This window comes from Leptospira weilii serovar Ranarum str. ICFT, assembly GCF_000332415.1.
Classification (GTDB): domain Bacteria; phylum Spirochaetota; class Leptospiria; order Leptospirales; family Leptospiraceae; genus Leptospira; species Leptospira weilii_A.
Genome location: NZ_AOHC02000014.1, coordinates 172,585 through 188,043 on the forward strand (window position 1 = coordinate 172,585; position 15,459 = coordinate 188,043).

A 15,459-nucleotide genomic window follows, 5' to 3' on the forward strand; every position below is an offset into this window, starting at 1 on the left:
GTATAGGAAGAAAAAAACTTACTACGTGCACAGGAACGTATTTTTGTTTTATCAAAATGAAGTCCCGTACTGAACTTTATACCAAACTGAGAGTGATTTTCTTTTTTCTGTCCGCGATCTCCGCTTCGGTTTCGATATGAATCACCTCGTCCGGAACGATTTTAAAAATCGTCTGACCTTTAGAGATGATCTTTCCGTCGCTGTCGTTTAACAAAATCTCCTTTACGGTTCCGCTGAAAGGTGCGGAAATTTTGTTGAACATCTTCATCACTTCAACGATAAACAGAGGTTGCCCCGCTTTGAAGTGATCTCCTACGTTCACCATCGGTGGAAGATCCGGAGCTTCTTTGGAATAGAACATTCCGCCCATCGGAGCTACGATTTCATCCGAACTTGCTTTTGGAGGCGGAGCCAAGAACTTAATGAAAGAATCTCGCGTATCGGATTTTTTGAATTCTTCGGGAATGATCGCGTCGAGTTTTTCATCCACTTCCAATTTGTAAAATCCGGAGTTTAGTCCGGCGGAAGGAAGAAGTTTCAACAACTCGAGTCCCGCCTGAAAGCCGTTATGCGACTGCACGATGGAAGCCAAAATTCCGGAGTCGATTCCGGAAATGGATTTACCCAAGTTCAAAGTCGTTACGAGTTCGATCGAGTCCGCTGCGATTCCGGTTCTTTTGGAAAGTTCTTGATAAAACGCGAGAGCCTTTTGAAGAATTTCATCGTCGTGATCCCAGATTTGTTCGGACGGCGGTTGGTGCGGATCGGCTTCCATATTCAAATAGTGATAGAGATCCGCTAAAATAAAAATCGGGTTTCGGAGCCATTCGATTTTAGAACCCACAATCTTCCAGGAATGATTCAGATGAAATCCTATAAATCCCGCAACCAAGTGCGAGTCTTTCAGCAATTCTCCGATCGGTCTCGTAATCAGGGTCAACTTTCTGCTCAAAACTTTTTTTGCGTCGGGGGAAGCGGCCTCCGAAAGCGTTTTTTTCCAAGCGATTTCCAGATCCACGTCCTTTACGATCTTCTCCAAAGCCCCCACGCCCGCGAGATACGAAATCATAAACGCAGTGGAAGGTTTGAACATCGCGTCTTTGCCGAGAATCCAGTTGATCAAACCGTAATGAACCAAAAGATTCGTTTGTAGATCGTAACCTCTGAGTTCGGTTTTTCTCAAAATATCACCGAGGCGGATTAAATTGTCCGTGCGGTTTTCACCGTGAGAAATCAGAAGCGCGATGTTGGAATCGTAAGCTCCTGCTACTTTATAATGTACGAATAGACCCATGTCCGGGTTTCGAATGCTGATCCCTTGATCGTCTCGGATTTCATCCGGGAGAGGTTTGGACCAGTTCATGATCACTCCGCCCGCGTGCGGTTGGATCGCTTTGTTGGTCGCATTGATACGAACTTCCGCGCCGGAAGGAAACCTAAGAATTCTTTCGGGCTTCTGGAGTCTTTTTCCGTGAAGAGAAAGAAGAGCCATCGCTTCGATCAAACTGTCTACGATAAAAAATTCATTCTGATTTTCCGAATTCTTAAACTTCAGAGAATACACCATTTCGGTAACTCTGTGTTCCACTTGAATCCGAGTGTTCACTTCCATAAAGAAGTGATTGGTTCCTTCTACGATGGATTCGAACGTGGAAACGCTGTTGAGTTTTACGGCCTCGCCGAAACGTTCGGATTGTTCTTCCATCTCGCGAAGAACTTTCAGGTCTCCTTTGAGAACTTCCGCTTTTTTAGGATGAGTAGCCGCGCAGGTCGCGATTTCTTTTTCGAGCAACTCTTGAGTGAGGGAAAGTTCGAGAAGTTTCTGTTCGTGCATCTGAACTGAACAATCTCTTCCACCGAGGGCAATACACCATTCTCCGTTTCCGATGAGCTGGATCTCGTTGTGTCTTGTATTTTCTATGTTTAACTCGATGAGGAAGTTTTTGTTCGTTCCCGGAGCGGTAACTTTCGACTCGGAAAGAATTTCTTGAACGGCGCCTTTTACCTCTTCGATTTTGGAAACGACCCTTTGTCCCTTTCCTCCTCCGCCGCCGATATATTTAAAACGAATTCGATTTTTGGAATACTTTTCCCAAATTTTCTTACATTCCTTTTCGGCTTCGGTTTGAAGATCCGCGATGGAAACCAATTCAATAATTTTAGAATATCCTAATTCTAACAAATTCTCCGCGTTTACTTCCAAAGAAACGGAAGAATCAAAAGTAAAATCGATTCCTTTTTCTTTTGCGAATTTCTCCATGGCCTTTGCGTCCGGAGCTTTCGCAATCAAAGCGAGAGAAGAAACGTTATCTACACCGGGAGTTACCGAAACTTCGAGTTTTCTCGCGATTTTTTTGGCCGCATCCTTAGAACCCGCCTGATCGGCGACGTACGACGCAGGTCCCATAAAAACGACTCCGCTTTTTTCGATCGCGGAAATGAATTCGGAATCCTCCGCCATAAATCCGTAACCGGCAAAGATATGAGTGTATTTATTTTCCTTTGCGATGGAAATGATCTGTTGGATCCGTTCCATTTTCTCTTCCTTTCCCGCTCCCATATAATCCGGAACCCGGTGTATATTATGAGGAAAACGAAAACCTCTCAGTTCGGGAGCCAAAGCCATCGGATAAACAACGGAGTCTTTTTCCGAAAGTAGAATTCCGTATTCTCGGATTCCGATCGAATCGAAAATTTCCATCGCCTCTTTTCGAACCGGTCCCCGGCAAACGATCAGACATTTGATCGATTCCAAGGAGAAAGAACGAATCCAAGGAGAATTGGATTGATGAAATTGAATACGATTGTTTTGAAAGTCGATCATATCGATTACTCAAACTCCCTTTGAGGTCCGGACAACGGAGCCGGTTTATAATGTCGGATTAAATAATCCAGATTTTGGTAGAGAATACTTCTGGTCGTTCCCGGCAGAACGATTCTGGAAACGGAACCCAAAGAAAGGGCTTCTTTCGGATTCATCAGTTCCTTTTCGTACTGAGTGGAAAGTGTCTGGAGCTTTTTGTCTCGGACGACAACCGCCTCCTTTTCGGACATTCCTTTCTTTACGTTTTCGTGATATTCTTTTTGGATCGCGGAAACCTCGTCTTTGTAGACGTAGTCTTTTCCCGCGGGTCCCATCACTGCGATTCTGGCGGTAGGAAGCGCAAACACCATGTCGGCTCCCGTATGATAGGAGTTAAAACAAGCGTAGGCTCCTCCGAAGGCGTTTCGAATAATCAAAGTTAAACGAGGTGTACGGATGTCGATGATGGAATCCAGAAGTTTTCTTCCTTCGAGAACGATTCCGTTTTGTTCCTGTTCTTTTCCGGGTAAAAATCCGGTGGTATCTTCCAAAAAAACGATCGGGATATTGTAAAGGTTACAGAAACGGATGAATCTGGTTCCCTTTCTCGCCGCGCCGATATCGATCTGACCGGAAGCCACGGCGGAATTGTTTGCGACGAATGCGACCACGTGTCCCCCGATTCGTCCGAACGCGGTAACTAGGTTTCTGGATCTTTGCGGTTGGATTTCGAAATACTGACCGTGATCGCAGATGTTCTGCAAATACAAAGTGATGTCGAAAGGAGTGTTCATTCCCGTAGGAGAATTGAACGTTTTCTTAAAAAGAATTTCTTCTTCGTAGATGAATCGATCCGTCGGATCCGAAGTCGGATGAAACGGCGCCAAGGAACGGTTGTTATCCGGAAGATAAGAAAGAAGACGAAGTGCGGTTCTCAGAGATCCCAACTCGTCGCCTGTAACGATATCGACTACGCCGCTTTGTCCGTGAACCTTGGGCCCGCCTAAATCGTCCGCAGAGATGTCCTCGCCTAAGACCGATTTGACGACACCGGGACCCGTTAAACCGAAGAAGGTGTTCTCACACTGGATCATAAACGAACCCTGACGAGGAAGATACGCCCCTCCGCCCGCATTGAATCCGAACATGAGCATCAAACTCGGAACTACGCCGCTGATTTTTCTGAGCGCCGTAAACGCCTCGCTGTAACCGTCCAGTCCGCCCACTCCCGCGGGAACGTAAGCTCCGGCCGAATCGTTCATCCCGATCAAAGGAATCCCGTGTTCTCCGGCCATGTAGATCAGTCTTGCGAGTTTACTTCCGTTGGTCGCATCCATCGAACCCGCGCGAAGAGTAAAGTCGTGACCGTAAACGGCAACGTCTCTGCCGTTGATGTTTAAAATTCCGGTAACCAGAGAAGCGCCGTCGAGACTCTTTCCCCAGTTTTGATAAAGAATATTCGGTTCTTTTTCCGTAAGAACCTTGATTCTTTCCCAGACGGTCATCCTATCCTTCGAATGTTGGACAAGAATTCTGTCGACCCCACCTCCCGCAAGAGGTTTGTCCAAGAGTTCTTTTCCTAATTCGTTTGCATCTTCGTAAAGACCTCTGGTTTTATGAAAGTTAGGTTCGGAAGTGGATTGGAACGGATTTTCCAGCGAGTATTTTGCTTCGGACATGAGAGAACCTTTCAATGGAATAAAATAAATCCAGTTTTTAGAGAAAGGATTCTCGGGAAAGTTAAATTCGGTTCTTGCTTTGCAAGAGAAACTATTTTATAGCCGATTCGAGGGTATCAAAAATGCTGAACATAGAATTCATATCGATGATTTCGAAAACTCTTTTCACCGCGGGTTTGATTCCCGCCAGTCTGAACTCCACGTCTTTTTCTTTGCAGATTCTGAGCGCGGCGACGATGATCCTAAGTCCCGCAGAAGAAATGAATTCGACGGAAGAAAGATCCAAAACCAAGATGCGGGAATTTCCCGTTTTGATCTGATCCATAAACGCGGATTCGATTTTATGCGTGTTATGAACGTCTAAGTTTCCGATCAAATGAATGATTTTGGAATGGTTCTTAATTTCAGACGTTATTTCCATGGGAAGCCTTATTTTGAAAATTCTTTTTGAGAACTAAAACGTTCTTTCCGCCTTCGCTGGAATAATCGACCGAATCCATTAGTTTTTCGATTAGGTAAACTCCGAATCCGCCTTTTCTTTTGCCGCTCAAATTGTCCTCAATCGAAGGTTCTTGAACGTTCTTTCTCTGAAAGACTTTTCCGGAATCAATTAATACGATGGTAATCCAATCGCCTGTAAAGCGTATTTTACATTCGAATTTAGGATTTTTCAAATCCGTATTTTCATAACCGTGCATCACGATATTCGTACCCGCTTCGTCGCAGGCTAAAAGAATATCGTCCCTCTGAGATTCTTCCAAATTTCTAACCTTGATCGTTTCGTAGACAAATTCTCGGAACAAAGGAACCGAAGAAATCCTCGCGTCAAAAACCCGTGAGAACTGATAGTTATCGTTGAACTTCAAGATCATCACCGTAAAATCGTCGAAGAGTTCGGGCGCTCCCGAAAATTCCCGCACAAGTCCGAAAAGTTCCTCGATGATCCGTTCGGAGGGAAGATGTTTTCTCGCAATGACTTCTCGGATCATTCTTTCCAAACCGAACTCTTCATCTTTCGCGTTTTTTTCTTCGATGGCGCCGTCGGTATAAAGAATGACCATATCCTCCGGTTCCACGATCAAACTTCCTCCCTTATAACTCGCGGTCGGAACCACTCCTAAGGGGGGACCGGAACCTTTGATAAGCTCCCAGGAACCGTCCTTTCGAATCAAAACCTGATCGTTGTGACCGGCGGAAGCGTAATCCAAAGTGAAAATCGCCGGATTGTAATGGATGAAAAATGTGGTCACGAACATTCCATTGTGCGAATCTTCGTAGATGAGTGCATTTCCTTGTTCGAGAATATCTTCCGGATCTAGGTCGTGGTTTCTGGCAAGAGTACGGATGATGGAAGAACTCATCGCCATAAAAATCGCGGCAGGAAGACTTTTTCCGGATACGTCCGATATGAGAAAAGAATACTGTCCGTCCTGATACTGGTAGTAATCGTAAAAGTCCCCCGAAACTTCCTTGGCGGGAACGGACTTAACTCCCAGATCGAAGTTGGAATGAAACGTCTTCGATTCGGGAAGGATATTTTTTTGAATTTCCCTCGTGATTTCGATTTCCCTTTCCAAGGAACGTTGCATCGCCTTTCTGGAAATCATCTCGTTTTGAAGTTTTAAGGTTTCGTGCCCCCTCGCGATCAAGGAAGCAAACGTCTGCAAAAGTCTCAAGTGAGAATGATTGTACGAAAGTTTATCCACACGATCCGAAACGGTAATCGCTCCGAAAGGTTTTTTTCCCTGATGGGTTAAGGGAAGAACGATGTAAGACCCTTTGAGATATTCCAGATCGAGTTCGTGAGTAAATGCAAAATTTTGAATATCTTCCTTAACGGTCGTTTTTTCTTCTTCGATCAAACGATGAATAAAACTTCCCCGATAATCCGTACTTCTAAGAATTTCCACCGTATTTTCCAACGTGTAAGAAATCGAAGTGAGAATTCCAATCCTTCGATTGATGAGAAAAATTCCGGTTTTACCCGCGTCCATCTCCCGGTGAATCACGGGAACGGATTGTTTCATCAGGTCCGCTTGGCTTTTAGCGGAGGAAACCACTTGCGAAAGTTCGAATAAACTTTCGAGTTCGGATACTTTTTTTCGGAGATCCTTGTTCGCGTCCTCTAGGTTTTGTAAAAGTCCGGTCTTTTGAATCGCAAGCGCGGATGTTCCCGAAAAACTTAAGAAAAGTTCCAGATCCTCCTCGGTAAAAAAAGTTCGATCGATCGTATTGATCGCCTCGATCACCCCGATCACCTGACCTTCCACCAAAAGAGGGGCCGCCATGATGTTTCTCGTCACAAAATGGGACGCCTTGTCCACTTCCCGATACACTCGAGGATCGTTTCTCGCGTCGTTGATGATCATCGGTTTTTTGTCCTGGACGACCATTCCAGCGACACCTTTTCCTACGGGAACCCGAACCTTCGTGACCTCGTCCCTTTTTTCTCCCAGAACCGTATGGAAGTACAGATATTCCTTCGTATCGTCCAAAAGAAGAACGCTACAAGCCTCGGTTCGAAATACGGATTTGGAAGAAAGCATGATCGCTTCCAAAAGTTGGGAAAGATCCAGAGATTTGTTGATGAGTCCAGATACTCGAATGATTTCGGTTAACAAAAAGTCGAAACGATCGGTTTGTTTTCGGATCTGCACCGATTCGAGCGCGACCCTGGATATGGTCATCAAAGAAAGAACGACTAAAGAGGATTCTCCCGAAATGAACGATTCTTCCAAAAGATCGGAGATGATTCGAGCGGTCGCTTTTAAATGTACAAAGTCGGATTCCCTAAATTCTCCGCCCCCCCCCTCCGATCTCCCTAGAAAGATGGTTCCGAATATTTTCTTTTGATCCTCGGAGGCGGAATCCCCGAGTTCCCCGACGTGCAACACACAACAAACCGAATTTTGTTCCAAAGCGGGGATGAGTTTGTTCGGACTCTCGCCTCTTTTGAGATTGAAGTCTTGACCGGTTTTAAAACAAAACTCGGAGACGAGTTTTGCCTCTTCGACGGCGTTCGAAGGAGGATTTCCATAGATGGATTTGAGAGTTCCGTCTTCTAAACGAAAACTGAATATTCCAAATTGTGCGGATGTTAGATGAATGATTTCCGTGAGAAGGGATTCGAAAACGACGGCCAAACCCGGATTGTCTTCCAGATAAAGGTCTCCGTCAGAACCCTGTCTGAGGAGGGAATCCTGTTTTTTGTTCGAGGTCAAAGCGGAAAATCAGCCGGTTTGAAATTTTAGGGATTCTTCTCGAAGTTTCTTATTTACACTTTCCAACTCTTTGATACGAGACAAAGCGCCCATCAATTCTTCGCGGGAAAGATTGGTGACCACGTTCGTGGCGTCGAAAGCTTCCTTCACATCCTTGAGTTCCCTTCCGGAATACTGAATGATTCCTTCATACATGCGGATAATTTCGTCCGCATTCGCCAATTCCTGCTCGTTGAGTCTTAAAACTTTTTCATAACCTTTGATTATATCGTTTTGGATCTTTATTTTTTTTCGTAAATCTTCGATCGACTCACTCATCCTTAACCGCTCCTATATTTATTATTGACTTCAAAGAAATTGATAAAAACTTGATTCTCAAGCGGGGACGTAGCTCAGTTGGGAGAGCGTTTGAATGGCATTCAAAAGGTGGGGGGTTCGATTCCCCTCGTCTCCACATTCGAAATTTGAGTTTTTAGACTTTAAACTCTCTGTCAAATCCTTTTAGGCCTTCCATCCTATGGAAAGATATTCGGTGAAGAAATGGAAATCCGTATTTCACATCCATCATGTCCGACCTAATCCGAATCGTTCGGTTTGAGACCGAAAATACAAATCCGCTCATCCTCATCCCGGACCTTCCGTTCTCCGAAAGAAAGTTATACGCAGATTCGTTTTTATCCTCCTATTCCGTGCGAGTTTTCGAACTTCCCGCAAACTGGATGGGGTTTGGTTTTCCAAAATTCGAAGATTGCATCGATCTGTTATCTCGGGAAATTTTAAATTCGAAACGAAAGGTCAAATTGATAGGAGAGGGTTTGTTTTCCGGAATGGTTTTCGAACTTCTAAAAAAAATTCCACAGGCGATAGAAGCGGCTTGTGTTCTCGATCCTCCGCTTTTTCGAACCGACGCGAATTGGATGCCTAAAAATGCGGAATGGATTTTAGAAAGGTTTCCGCCTTGGCTTTTACTTTCGAGAGAACTGCATTCTTTCTACGAATCTTTGGAACAAAGTCTTCGGTCCGGTTTCACCGATTCCAAGTATTTGCCCGCGATCGTTTTTACGAAACATTCGGGAAAGATCACGAAACAAATACAAATCTTCGGAGAGACGATCCAAAGATTTCCGGTTTTTAGAATCGAAACCTCCCGTCCCGAATCAGTACAAAATCTTCTGAAGAATTTGATTTTGAAAATTCTTGCGGAAGTTCCGATTTCTTCTGTCCAAAAAAAGTCAAAATTTAAGATAGAACCTGGTTTTTAAGTATGTCAGTCAGAAAAATTTTAAGAATGGGTGATCCGATTCTCCGCCAAATCTCGGAGCCTGTCACGGAAAACGAAATTCAAACCAAAGAATTCAAAAAACTGATCCGCGATATGTTCGATACGATGCGTCACGCGGAAGGGGTCGGGCTCGCGGCTCCTCAGATCGGAATTTTGAAACAAATCGTTGTAGTAGGCTCCGAAGACAACGAACGTTATCCGGGAACTCCGGACGTTCCCGAACGTGTCCTTATAAATCCGATCATCACCCCTCTCACAAAAGATATTTCCGGTTTTTGGGAAGGTTGTCTTTCCGTTCCCGGAATGCGCGGTTACGTGGAAAGACCCAATCGAATCAGAATGCAGTGGATGGACGAAAAAGGAAATCGATTCGACGAGACGATAGACGGTTATAAGGCTATCGTCTATCAGCACGAATGCGATCATCTTATGGGAGTTCTCTACGTGGACAGACTGAAAGATACAAAACTATTCGGCTTTAACGAAACTTTAGATTCGTCCAACAATATCTTAGATTAAAAAAACATAAATTAATAATACATGAAATCACTCGTCGAGTATTTTCTCTCTAAAAGTATATTCGTAAATCTGCTTACTTTTTTGATCATCCTAATCGGCGGATTTACCGCCGTGAAAATGAATCGGGAAGCCTTCCCCAACATCAACTTCGATATCGTAAGCGTCGTAACGGTTTTCCCGGGGGCCTCTCCCGCAGAGATCGAAAAATTGGTCACAAAACCTCTGGAAGAAGCGATCAAAGAAGTGGATGGGATCAAAGAATTCAGATCCGCTTCGATCGAAAATCGCTCCGGCATCGTGATTACTTTGGACCCGGATTCCAAAAACACGCAGAAGGTCGTGGACGATATAAAGTCCGCGATCGATCGAGTGGAAGATCTTCCGGAAGAAGCCGAAGACCCGCTCGTCACGGAAATCACGACCTCCAGACAACCGGTGATCGAAATCGATATCAGCCTGAAATCGTACGATTCGAGTATCGAAGCCGAAAAACGTCTCAAGGCTCGGGCGAAAATCGTGGAACAGGCTTTGGAAGACATTCCGGGTGTCGCGAGAATTTCCAAACGAGGTTGGAGAGATACGGAGATGCAGGTGGACGTCGATCCTGCGGCCATGTTTTCCAAATATCTCACGAGTCAGGACATCATCTTTGCATTAAAAAACCGTAATATTAACTTCCCGGGCGGAAATATCGCGGGAAATCAGAAGGAAGTGATCCTAAGGACCATCGGAGAATTCGATTCTCCGAAAGAAATCGAGGAGGTTCATGTCCGATCCAATGAGATAGGAAATTCGATCCGAATCGACAATGTGGCAAGGGTAACCGAAGGGCTGAAAGAGGCGGAATACCTGGATAAGGTCAACGGAAAAAAAACGATCGCTCTGACCGTTATCAAACGGGAAAAAGCAGACGCGATCCTCGTCGTGGACGAGGCAAAAAAAATCATCGAAGAATTCAAAAAAAATTCCAAGGACGAGTTCGAATACGCGTTCGTTAACGACCTTTCCAAATACATTCGAAGAAGGTTAAGTGTTCTTCTTTCCAACGCTTTCGGCGGACTTGTCTTGGTAACGGCCTCTCTGTTCTTATTTTTAGGATGGAGAGTCGCTCTTATGACCGCACTCGGGATTCCGGTTTCTTTCGGGGCCACCTTCGTCGTCATGAATTACATGGGCCTTACCCTAAATCTGATTTCCATGTTCGGTCTGATTATCGTTGTGGGGATCCTCGTAGACGACGCGATCATCATCTGTGAAAACGTGTATCGTTATATGGAAGAAGGGATGCCCGTTTACGAAGCCGCGTTAAAAGGAACGAGTGAAGTGATCGATCCCGTCACCGCTACCGTAACGACGACCGTGGCGGCCTTCGCTCCGATGCTTTTTATGACGGGGATTTTCGGAAAGTTTATCTACAGCATTCCGTTAGTCGTCATCATTGCGTTACTCGCCTCTCTTTCGGAGGCGTTTTTTATTCTTCCCTCTCACTTATACGATATCAATAAACATAAGTTTCATTCCGGCCAAATCAAGGAAGAAAGCGGATGGTTCTATAAACTCAAAATCAATTATTACCTTCCACTTCTCAAGTTTGCGCTCAAACATAGACTTCAGATTTTTATCTATCTGTTCGCGATGCTCGTGGGAAGTTTCGCACTTTTTGCCGTTTTTGGAAAGTTCAAACTCTTTCCCGGTTCCGTGGACGTGTTTCAGATCAAACTTACGGGTCAAACCGGAATGTCCCTTCCAGAAACGGAACGATTCACTCACGTTTTAGAAAGAGAACTCGCAAAAATTTCCAAAGAGGAAATCGAGAATTACGTAACCAGAGTCGGAATCATTCAAAAAGATCCGAACGATCCTTTCACCAAACGCGGAAAACACTTCGCTCAAATTCTCGTTTATCTGACTCCCGAAGAAAATAGAAAAAGAACGACCGACACGATTATCTCGGAAGTGAGGGAAAAAACGATCTGGCTTTTGAATGAAAAGTCCGTAAAAATTCTCGAGGAAACTCGTAAAAGAGAAGCGGAAAAAAAGAAGGAAGAATTCAAACCCTTCCGTTTAAACGAATTCCCGTCCGAATTCTCCCGTTTTAAAGGACAACTTCTCGCTTTGGATTTTGAGAAAATCTCAGGCGGTCCTCCCGTTGGAAAACCGGTGGCCATCGAAATCAAAGGAGACGACTACGATCGTCTGATTGCAATCGGCGAAGAATACAAAGCCGTGATGGCTAAGGTTCCGGGTGTTACGGATATAGGCGACGATTTTAACGAAGGCAAGGACGAGATTAGAATCAAGGTAAACGAATCGCTTGCTTCGACTGCGGGAGTTTCCGTATTCAAAGTATCGCAGGCGATCAATACGGCCTTTCAAGGAACCGTAGCTACAAAAATCAAACGAGCCGACGAAGAAGTGGAAGTGAAGGTTCGTTTTCCGGAAGAAGTGAGAAAATCCATCGGATCTTTAAACAACGTCTTTGTGAGCAATCAACTCGGAAAACTAATTCCCGTATCGAGGCTGATCACCTACGTTCGTGAGCCGGGTTTTGCAAACATCAATCACTTGGACGGGAAACGCATTCTTACGGTTACGGCTAACTTGGACGAAAGTAAAACCGATACAAGGAGAGCTAACGCGGAAATCTCAAAACTTTCGAAAGGAATCATCGACAAATATCCCGGTTATCGAATGCGTTTCGGCGGAGAGAACAAGGACACGGAAGAATCTCTCGCGAGTTTGGGAAGGGCCTTTCTCATTGCGTTTATCATCATCTTTATGATTCTTGCGTCGCTCTTTCGTTCTTTGATTCAACCGGTAATCGTAGTAAGCTCGATTCCGTTTTCCTTAATCGGAGTGATTTTCGCGTTTGTTCTTCACGGAGAATACTTCGGGTTCCTCGCCTTTTTGGGAATCGTCGGACTTGCGGGTGTCGTAGTAAACGATTCGATCGTTCTCGTAGATTTTGCAAATCAGTTAAAGCTGGAAAAACCGGGGGAAGATATAGATTCGATTCTTGTCGAAACCGGACTCTTACGACTCAGACCCGTAGTTTTAACGACAGTGACTACCGTTCTCGGTTTGCTTCCGACAGCTTATGGAATCGGAGGGCGAGACCCTTTCCTCGTTCCGATGGCTCTTGCTTTCGGATGGGGGCTTGCCTTTTCCTCCTTTTTGACCTTAGTTGCGGTTCCGGTTTTATACAAGACGGTTCACAATACTCAATTAAGAATGAATCGATTGCTTTCAAGATTAAAAGTATAAAACCTATTTTAAAAATGATTCCTTTTTTTTGTTGCCTCTCTGATGCCTATCCACTCGTCCAATGCTTCTCGAGTAGGCATCAGAGAGAAAGGTCACTGCTTCATAGTCGTCCCCAAAAAAGACTAAAATGACGACTAACGTGAAGTTCGGTATAACAAAGGCGAAAGTGATTATTATTTCGCGACCGAAATTCAACGCTTCACTTCACTCTCTAAGGATCGCTCGCCGAGTTTGGGAAGAGCCGTGTAAGTAAAAAATCGGCTTCCATTGTGATTTTATGATAGGATTGATAGGGTATTACAAAGATAAGTTGGCGCTTTTCTTTCGTTTTTTCGAATTCCGTTTTGAAATCAAAATCCCTATTCCGGAAAGTGAAAGGACTCCGGGAGCCAGTCCTAAAATGACCCAAAGGATTTTTGTGACGATTCCCCCGAACGTTCCGAAGTGAATAGGACGAAAAGAATCTAAAATTCCATAAATTAGATTTTCATTTGAAAGACTGAAAACTTTCAATAGCTTTCCCGACTCCGAATCAAAAACAAAATACGAACCAAACCTACTTCGAAACGAGCTTCGCTCATTTTCGGCGCCATAAAATTGAATCGGATCTTTCTCGTGATGGTGTGGGAAGGAAATAAAACCGAGGCGAAACCCGCGGATTTGTGACTGAGCTTCGCTTAACAAAAGATTCATCGAAACGGATTCGTTAAAAAACTTTCCGATTTGTTTTTCCTCTGCAACTTCGTTTACCCAAATTCCTAAGACAAATTGTGCGTTCCACCAGGCGCCCGTAAATCCGAGAGCCATATTAAAAACCAAAGTAAACACTCCGACCAACTTATGAAGATCCGAAAAATACGTTCTAAACGATTGGTACGTTCGAAGCCGGAATAAATTTTGCCAAATACTTCGATAGAGAATCATTCCGCTAATTCCTTGAAAAACAAATACGATTCCTAAAATCCCCGCAAAAAAATATCCAAAATTCCCCATAAGCAAACTATAATGTAGTTTTAACATCCAGCCGTAAAAAGAATCGGATCGGTCTTCCGCCAGTGTTCCTAAAATTTCCCCCGTATAAGGATTTAATAAAATTACGGATTCTTTTCTCTGACTCGAATCTAAAAAATGAAGCCAAACTTGATCCGGTCGATTTTGTTCTTCGGCAAGTAACCAACCTGCCAAGGCATGAGCGGGAAGAGTTTGATTTAATTTTTCCCGAAGCGTATCGATGCTTAGCCGCTCTTTTCCGCCAACGACACTCCACTGCTTCGGATTCAATAGCCGATCGATTTCAAATCCAAAAACCAAAAAAGAACCGCTTAAACCAATCACGACTAAAAATAGACCGCTACAAATTCCCAATATAGAATGCAGTTTATAGAATTGTTTCCGATTCATAATGCAGCTTTGAAAGTTTACAAACAGCTTCACGTCAATTTTTGATTTCAGGTCTCAATATCAACTTAAATTTTCAAATTCCAAAATCGCCTTTAAAATCTTGGGAAAGCTTAGGAAAAGCCTGCTTAACCTTCTCCGGGAAGACCAATCCGTTTGATGAAACTCTATTTGCCTTGCTACTATGAGAATTTGTTGTGTCTTTACTTTCACAATGAACCAAACTATTTGCGAAAATACCGGAAACGCGACATATAAATGACTTCGCGAAAGCGAACGCTCTTGCGTCACGATCTACAAGGAGAGCGCTATTAAGTTTCAACGTGTAACGCAACCACGTAGTCGCGAAAAAATTCGGTTCTTTCACTTACAAATCAAAAGTATATCCCCCTATAATTTCTTACATTAATCGCTAAAAATTATTCACTAACCACTAGAACCTTCGCGTTTTTTGATCCTTCTTATTCCACAAAAACCTTCTCAACATGTGTGGGGTTGGTATATGACGGAACTCCTAAAACGTGGGAACTCCCTGCATTTTTCTTTTCCGACTTTGCGAATAACTCTTAACAAAAACCGAGGTGCGGTGTCGTTTTTCTTCGTGATTTTTCCAAAAACAAAAAAGGCCCGGAGAAACCAGAGCTTTAAGAAGGGATAGTATTGAACACAGAAAAAGTAGCGTGACCAATTTCGCGATCCATAGCGCAATGCTGTCAATTTAAGAAAAAAGACTAAAGATTAAAGAATTTAGTACGACAAGAAGACATGGGCAAGAAAGAATAACAGTCATAGGCGAATTAGAAGCTTGGATATATTCCAGAAAGATTCTGGAAATCGCGCGAATGAAACCGAGTGCTTTTACTCGGAATCGTCAACTAACCCTACCGAGGTTGCTTATAGCCATGATAAACTTATTAAACAAAAGCTTAGCGGTCGAGTTATATAGATATTTTAAGAATTTAGGAAAGAAAGCTGTGACGAAACAAGCGTTTTCCTTAGCGCGGGAGAAATTAAATCCGCAAGTGTTTGAATCATTAAACGAAATATTAGTAAACAGCTACTACAAAAATGTAACGAATTGCAAAACGCATAAAGGTTATATAGTTGCAGCTTGCGACGCGACAGGAATAAGCCTACCTAAAACGAAGGAGTTCGTGAAAGATTTTGGCTGTGTAAAAAATCAACTGGGGGAATCGGAATCGCCGAATGCCAATAGTTCGATTATATTTGATATTTATAATGATATAATATTAAGTTCTACCGTTGGTCCGCATAGAACGAGTGAAAGGTCAA

9 protein-coding genes, 1 tRNA gene and 1 pseudogene are annotated in these 15,459 nt (G+C 43.7%); 5 read left to right on the plus strand and 6 right to left on the minus strand.

Annotated elements, in window-relative coordinates:
• Positions 1-76 precede the first annotated feature (76 nt).
• The 5 genes from LEP1GSC060_RS03915 to LEP1GSC060_RS03935 form a co-directional block, all read right to left on the minus strand.
• On the minus strand, positions 77-2,824 hold the full coding sequence (locus tag LEP1GSC060_RS03915; protein WP_002996065.1) for an ATP-binding protein: 2,748 nt from the start codon (positions 2,822-2,824) through the stop codon (positions 77-79).
• A gap of 5 nt (positions 2,825-2,829) precedes the next feature.
• Positions 2,830-4,482: an acyl-CoA carboxylase subunit beta gene (locus LEP1GSC060_RS03920; protein WP_002996353.1), complete on the minus strand. Its 1,653-nt coding sequence runs from the start codon at positions 4,480-4,482 to the stop codon at positions 2,830-2,832.
• 91 nt (positions 4,483-4,573) lie between these two features.
• Positions 4,574-4,903, minus strand: coding sequence for an STAS domain-containing protein (locus LEP1GSC060_RS03925; RefSeq protein WP_002996088.1), 330 nt, complete (start codon positions 4,901-4,903; stop codon positions 4,574-4,576).
• Positions 4,887-7,703 (minus strand): SpoIIE family protein phosphatase, encoded by a 2,817-nt coding sequence (locus LEP1GSC060_RS03930; protein ID WP_002996319.1) that lies wholly within the window; start codon positions 7,701-7,703, stop codon positions 4,887-4,889. The genes LEP1GSC060_RS03925 and LEP1GSC060_RS03930 overlap by 17 nt, the downstream gene beginning before the upstream one ends.
• Before the next feature lie 9 nt (positions 7,704-7,712).
• The gene (locus tag LEP1GSC060_RS03935; protein WP_002996070.1) at positions 7,713-8,021 is read right to left on the minus strand and encodes a hypothetical protein; all 309 of its coding nucleotides are present in this window, start codon (positions 8,019-8,021) and stop codon (positions 7,713-7,715) included.
• 63 nt (positions 8,022-8,084) lie between these two features.
• Between LEP1GSC060_RS03935 and LEP1GSC060_RS03940 the strand changes: the two genes are divergently transcribed.
• The 4 genes from LEP1GSC060_RS03940 to LEP1GSC060_RS03955 all read left to right on the plus strand — a co-directional run bounded on the left by LEP1GSC060_RS03940 (position 8,085) and on the right by LEP1GSC060_RS03955 (position 12,768).
• A tRNA-Ala gene (locus tag LEP1GSC060_RS03940) sits at positions 8,085-8,157 on the plus strand.
• Positions 8,158-8,269: 112 nt separating this feature from the next.
• A complete protein-coding gene (locus LEP1GSC060_RS03945; protein WP_002995902.1) occupies positions 8,270-8,965 on the plus strand; it encodes a hypothetical protein in 696 nt (231 codons plus the stop codon).
• Positions 8,966-8,967: 2 nt separating this feature from the next.
• Positions 8,968-9,504: a peptide deformylase gene (gene def, locus LEP1GSC060_RS03950; RefSeq protein WP_036095287.1), complete on the plus strand. Its 537-nt coding sequence runs from the start codon at positions 8,968-8,970 to the stop codon at positions 9,502-9,504.
• A gap of 21 nt (positions 9,505-9,525) precedes the next feature.
• Positions 9,526-12,768, plus strand: a complete 3,243-nt coding sequence (locus tag LEP1GSC060_RS03955) for an efflux RND transporter permease subunit (protein WP_002995939.1) — start codon at positions 9,526-9,528, stop codon at positions 12,766-12,768.
• Positions 12,769-13,065: 297 nt separating this feature from the next.
• Here the strand turns inward: LEP1GSC060_RS03955 and LEP1GSC060_RS03960 are convergent, their stop codons facing one another.
• The gene (locus tag LEP1GSC060_RS03960; RefSeq protein ID WP_002996342.1) at positions 13,066-14,169 is read right to left on the minus strand and encodes a PepSY-associated TM helix domain-containing protein; all 1,104 of its coding nucleotides are present in this window, start codon (positions 14,167-14,169) and stop codon (positions 13,066-13,068) included.
• Positions 14,170-15,188: 1,019 nt separating this feature from the next.
• Between LEP1GSC060_RS03960 and LEP1GSC060_RS20955 the strand changes: the two are divergent.
• Positions 15,189-15,459, plus strand: a pseudogene (locus tag LEP1GSC060_RS20955) (hypothetical protein); the annotation flags it as partial.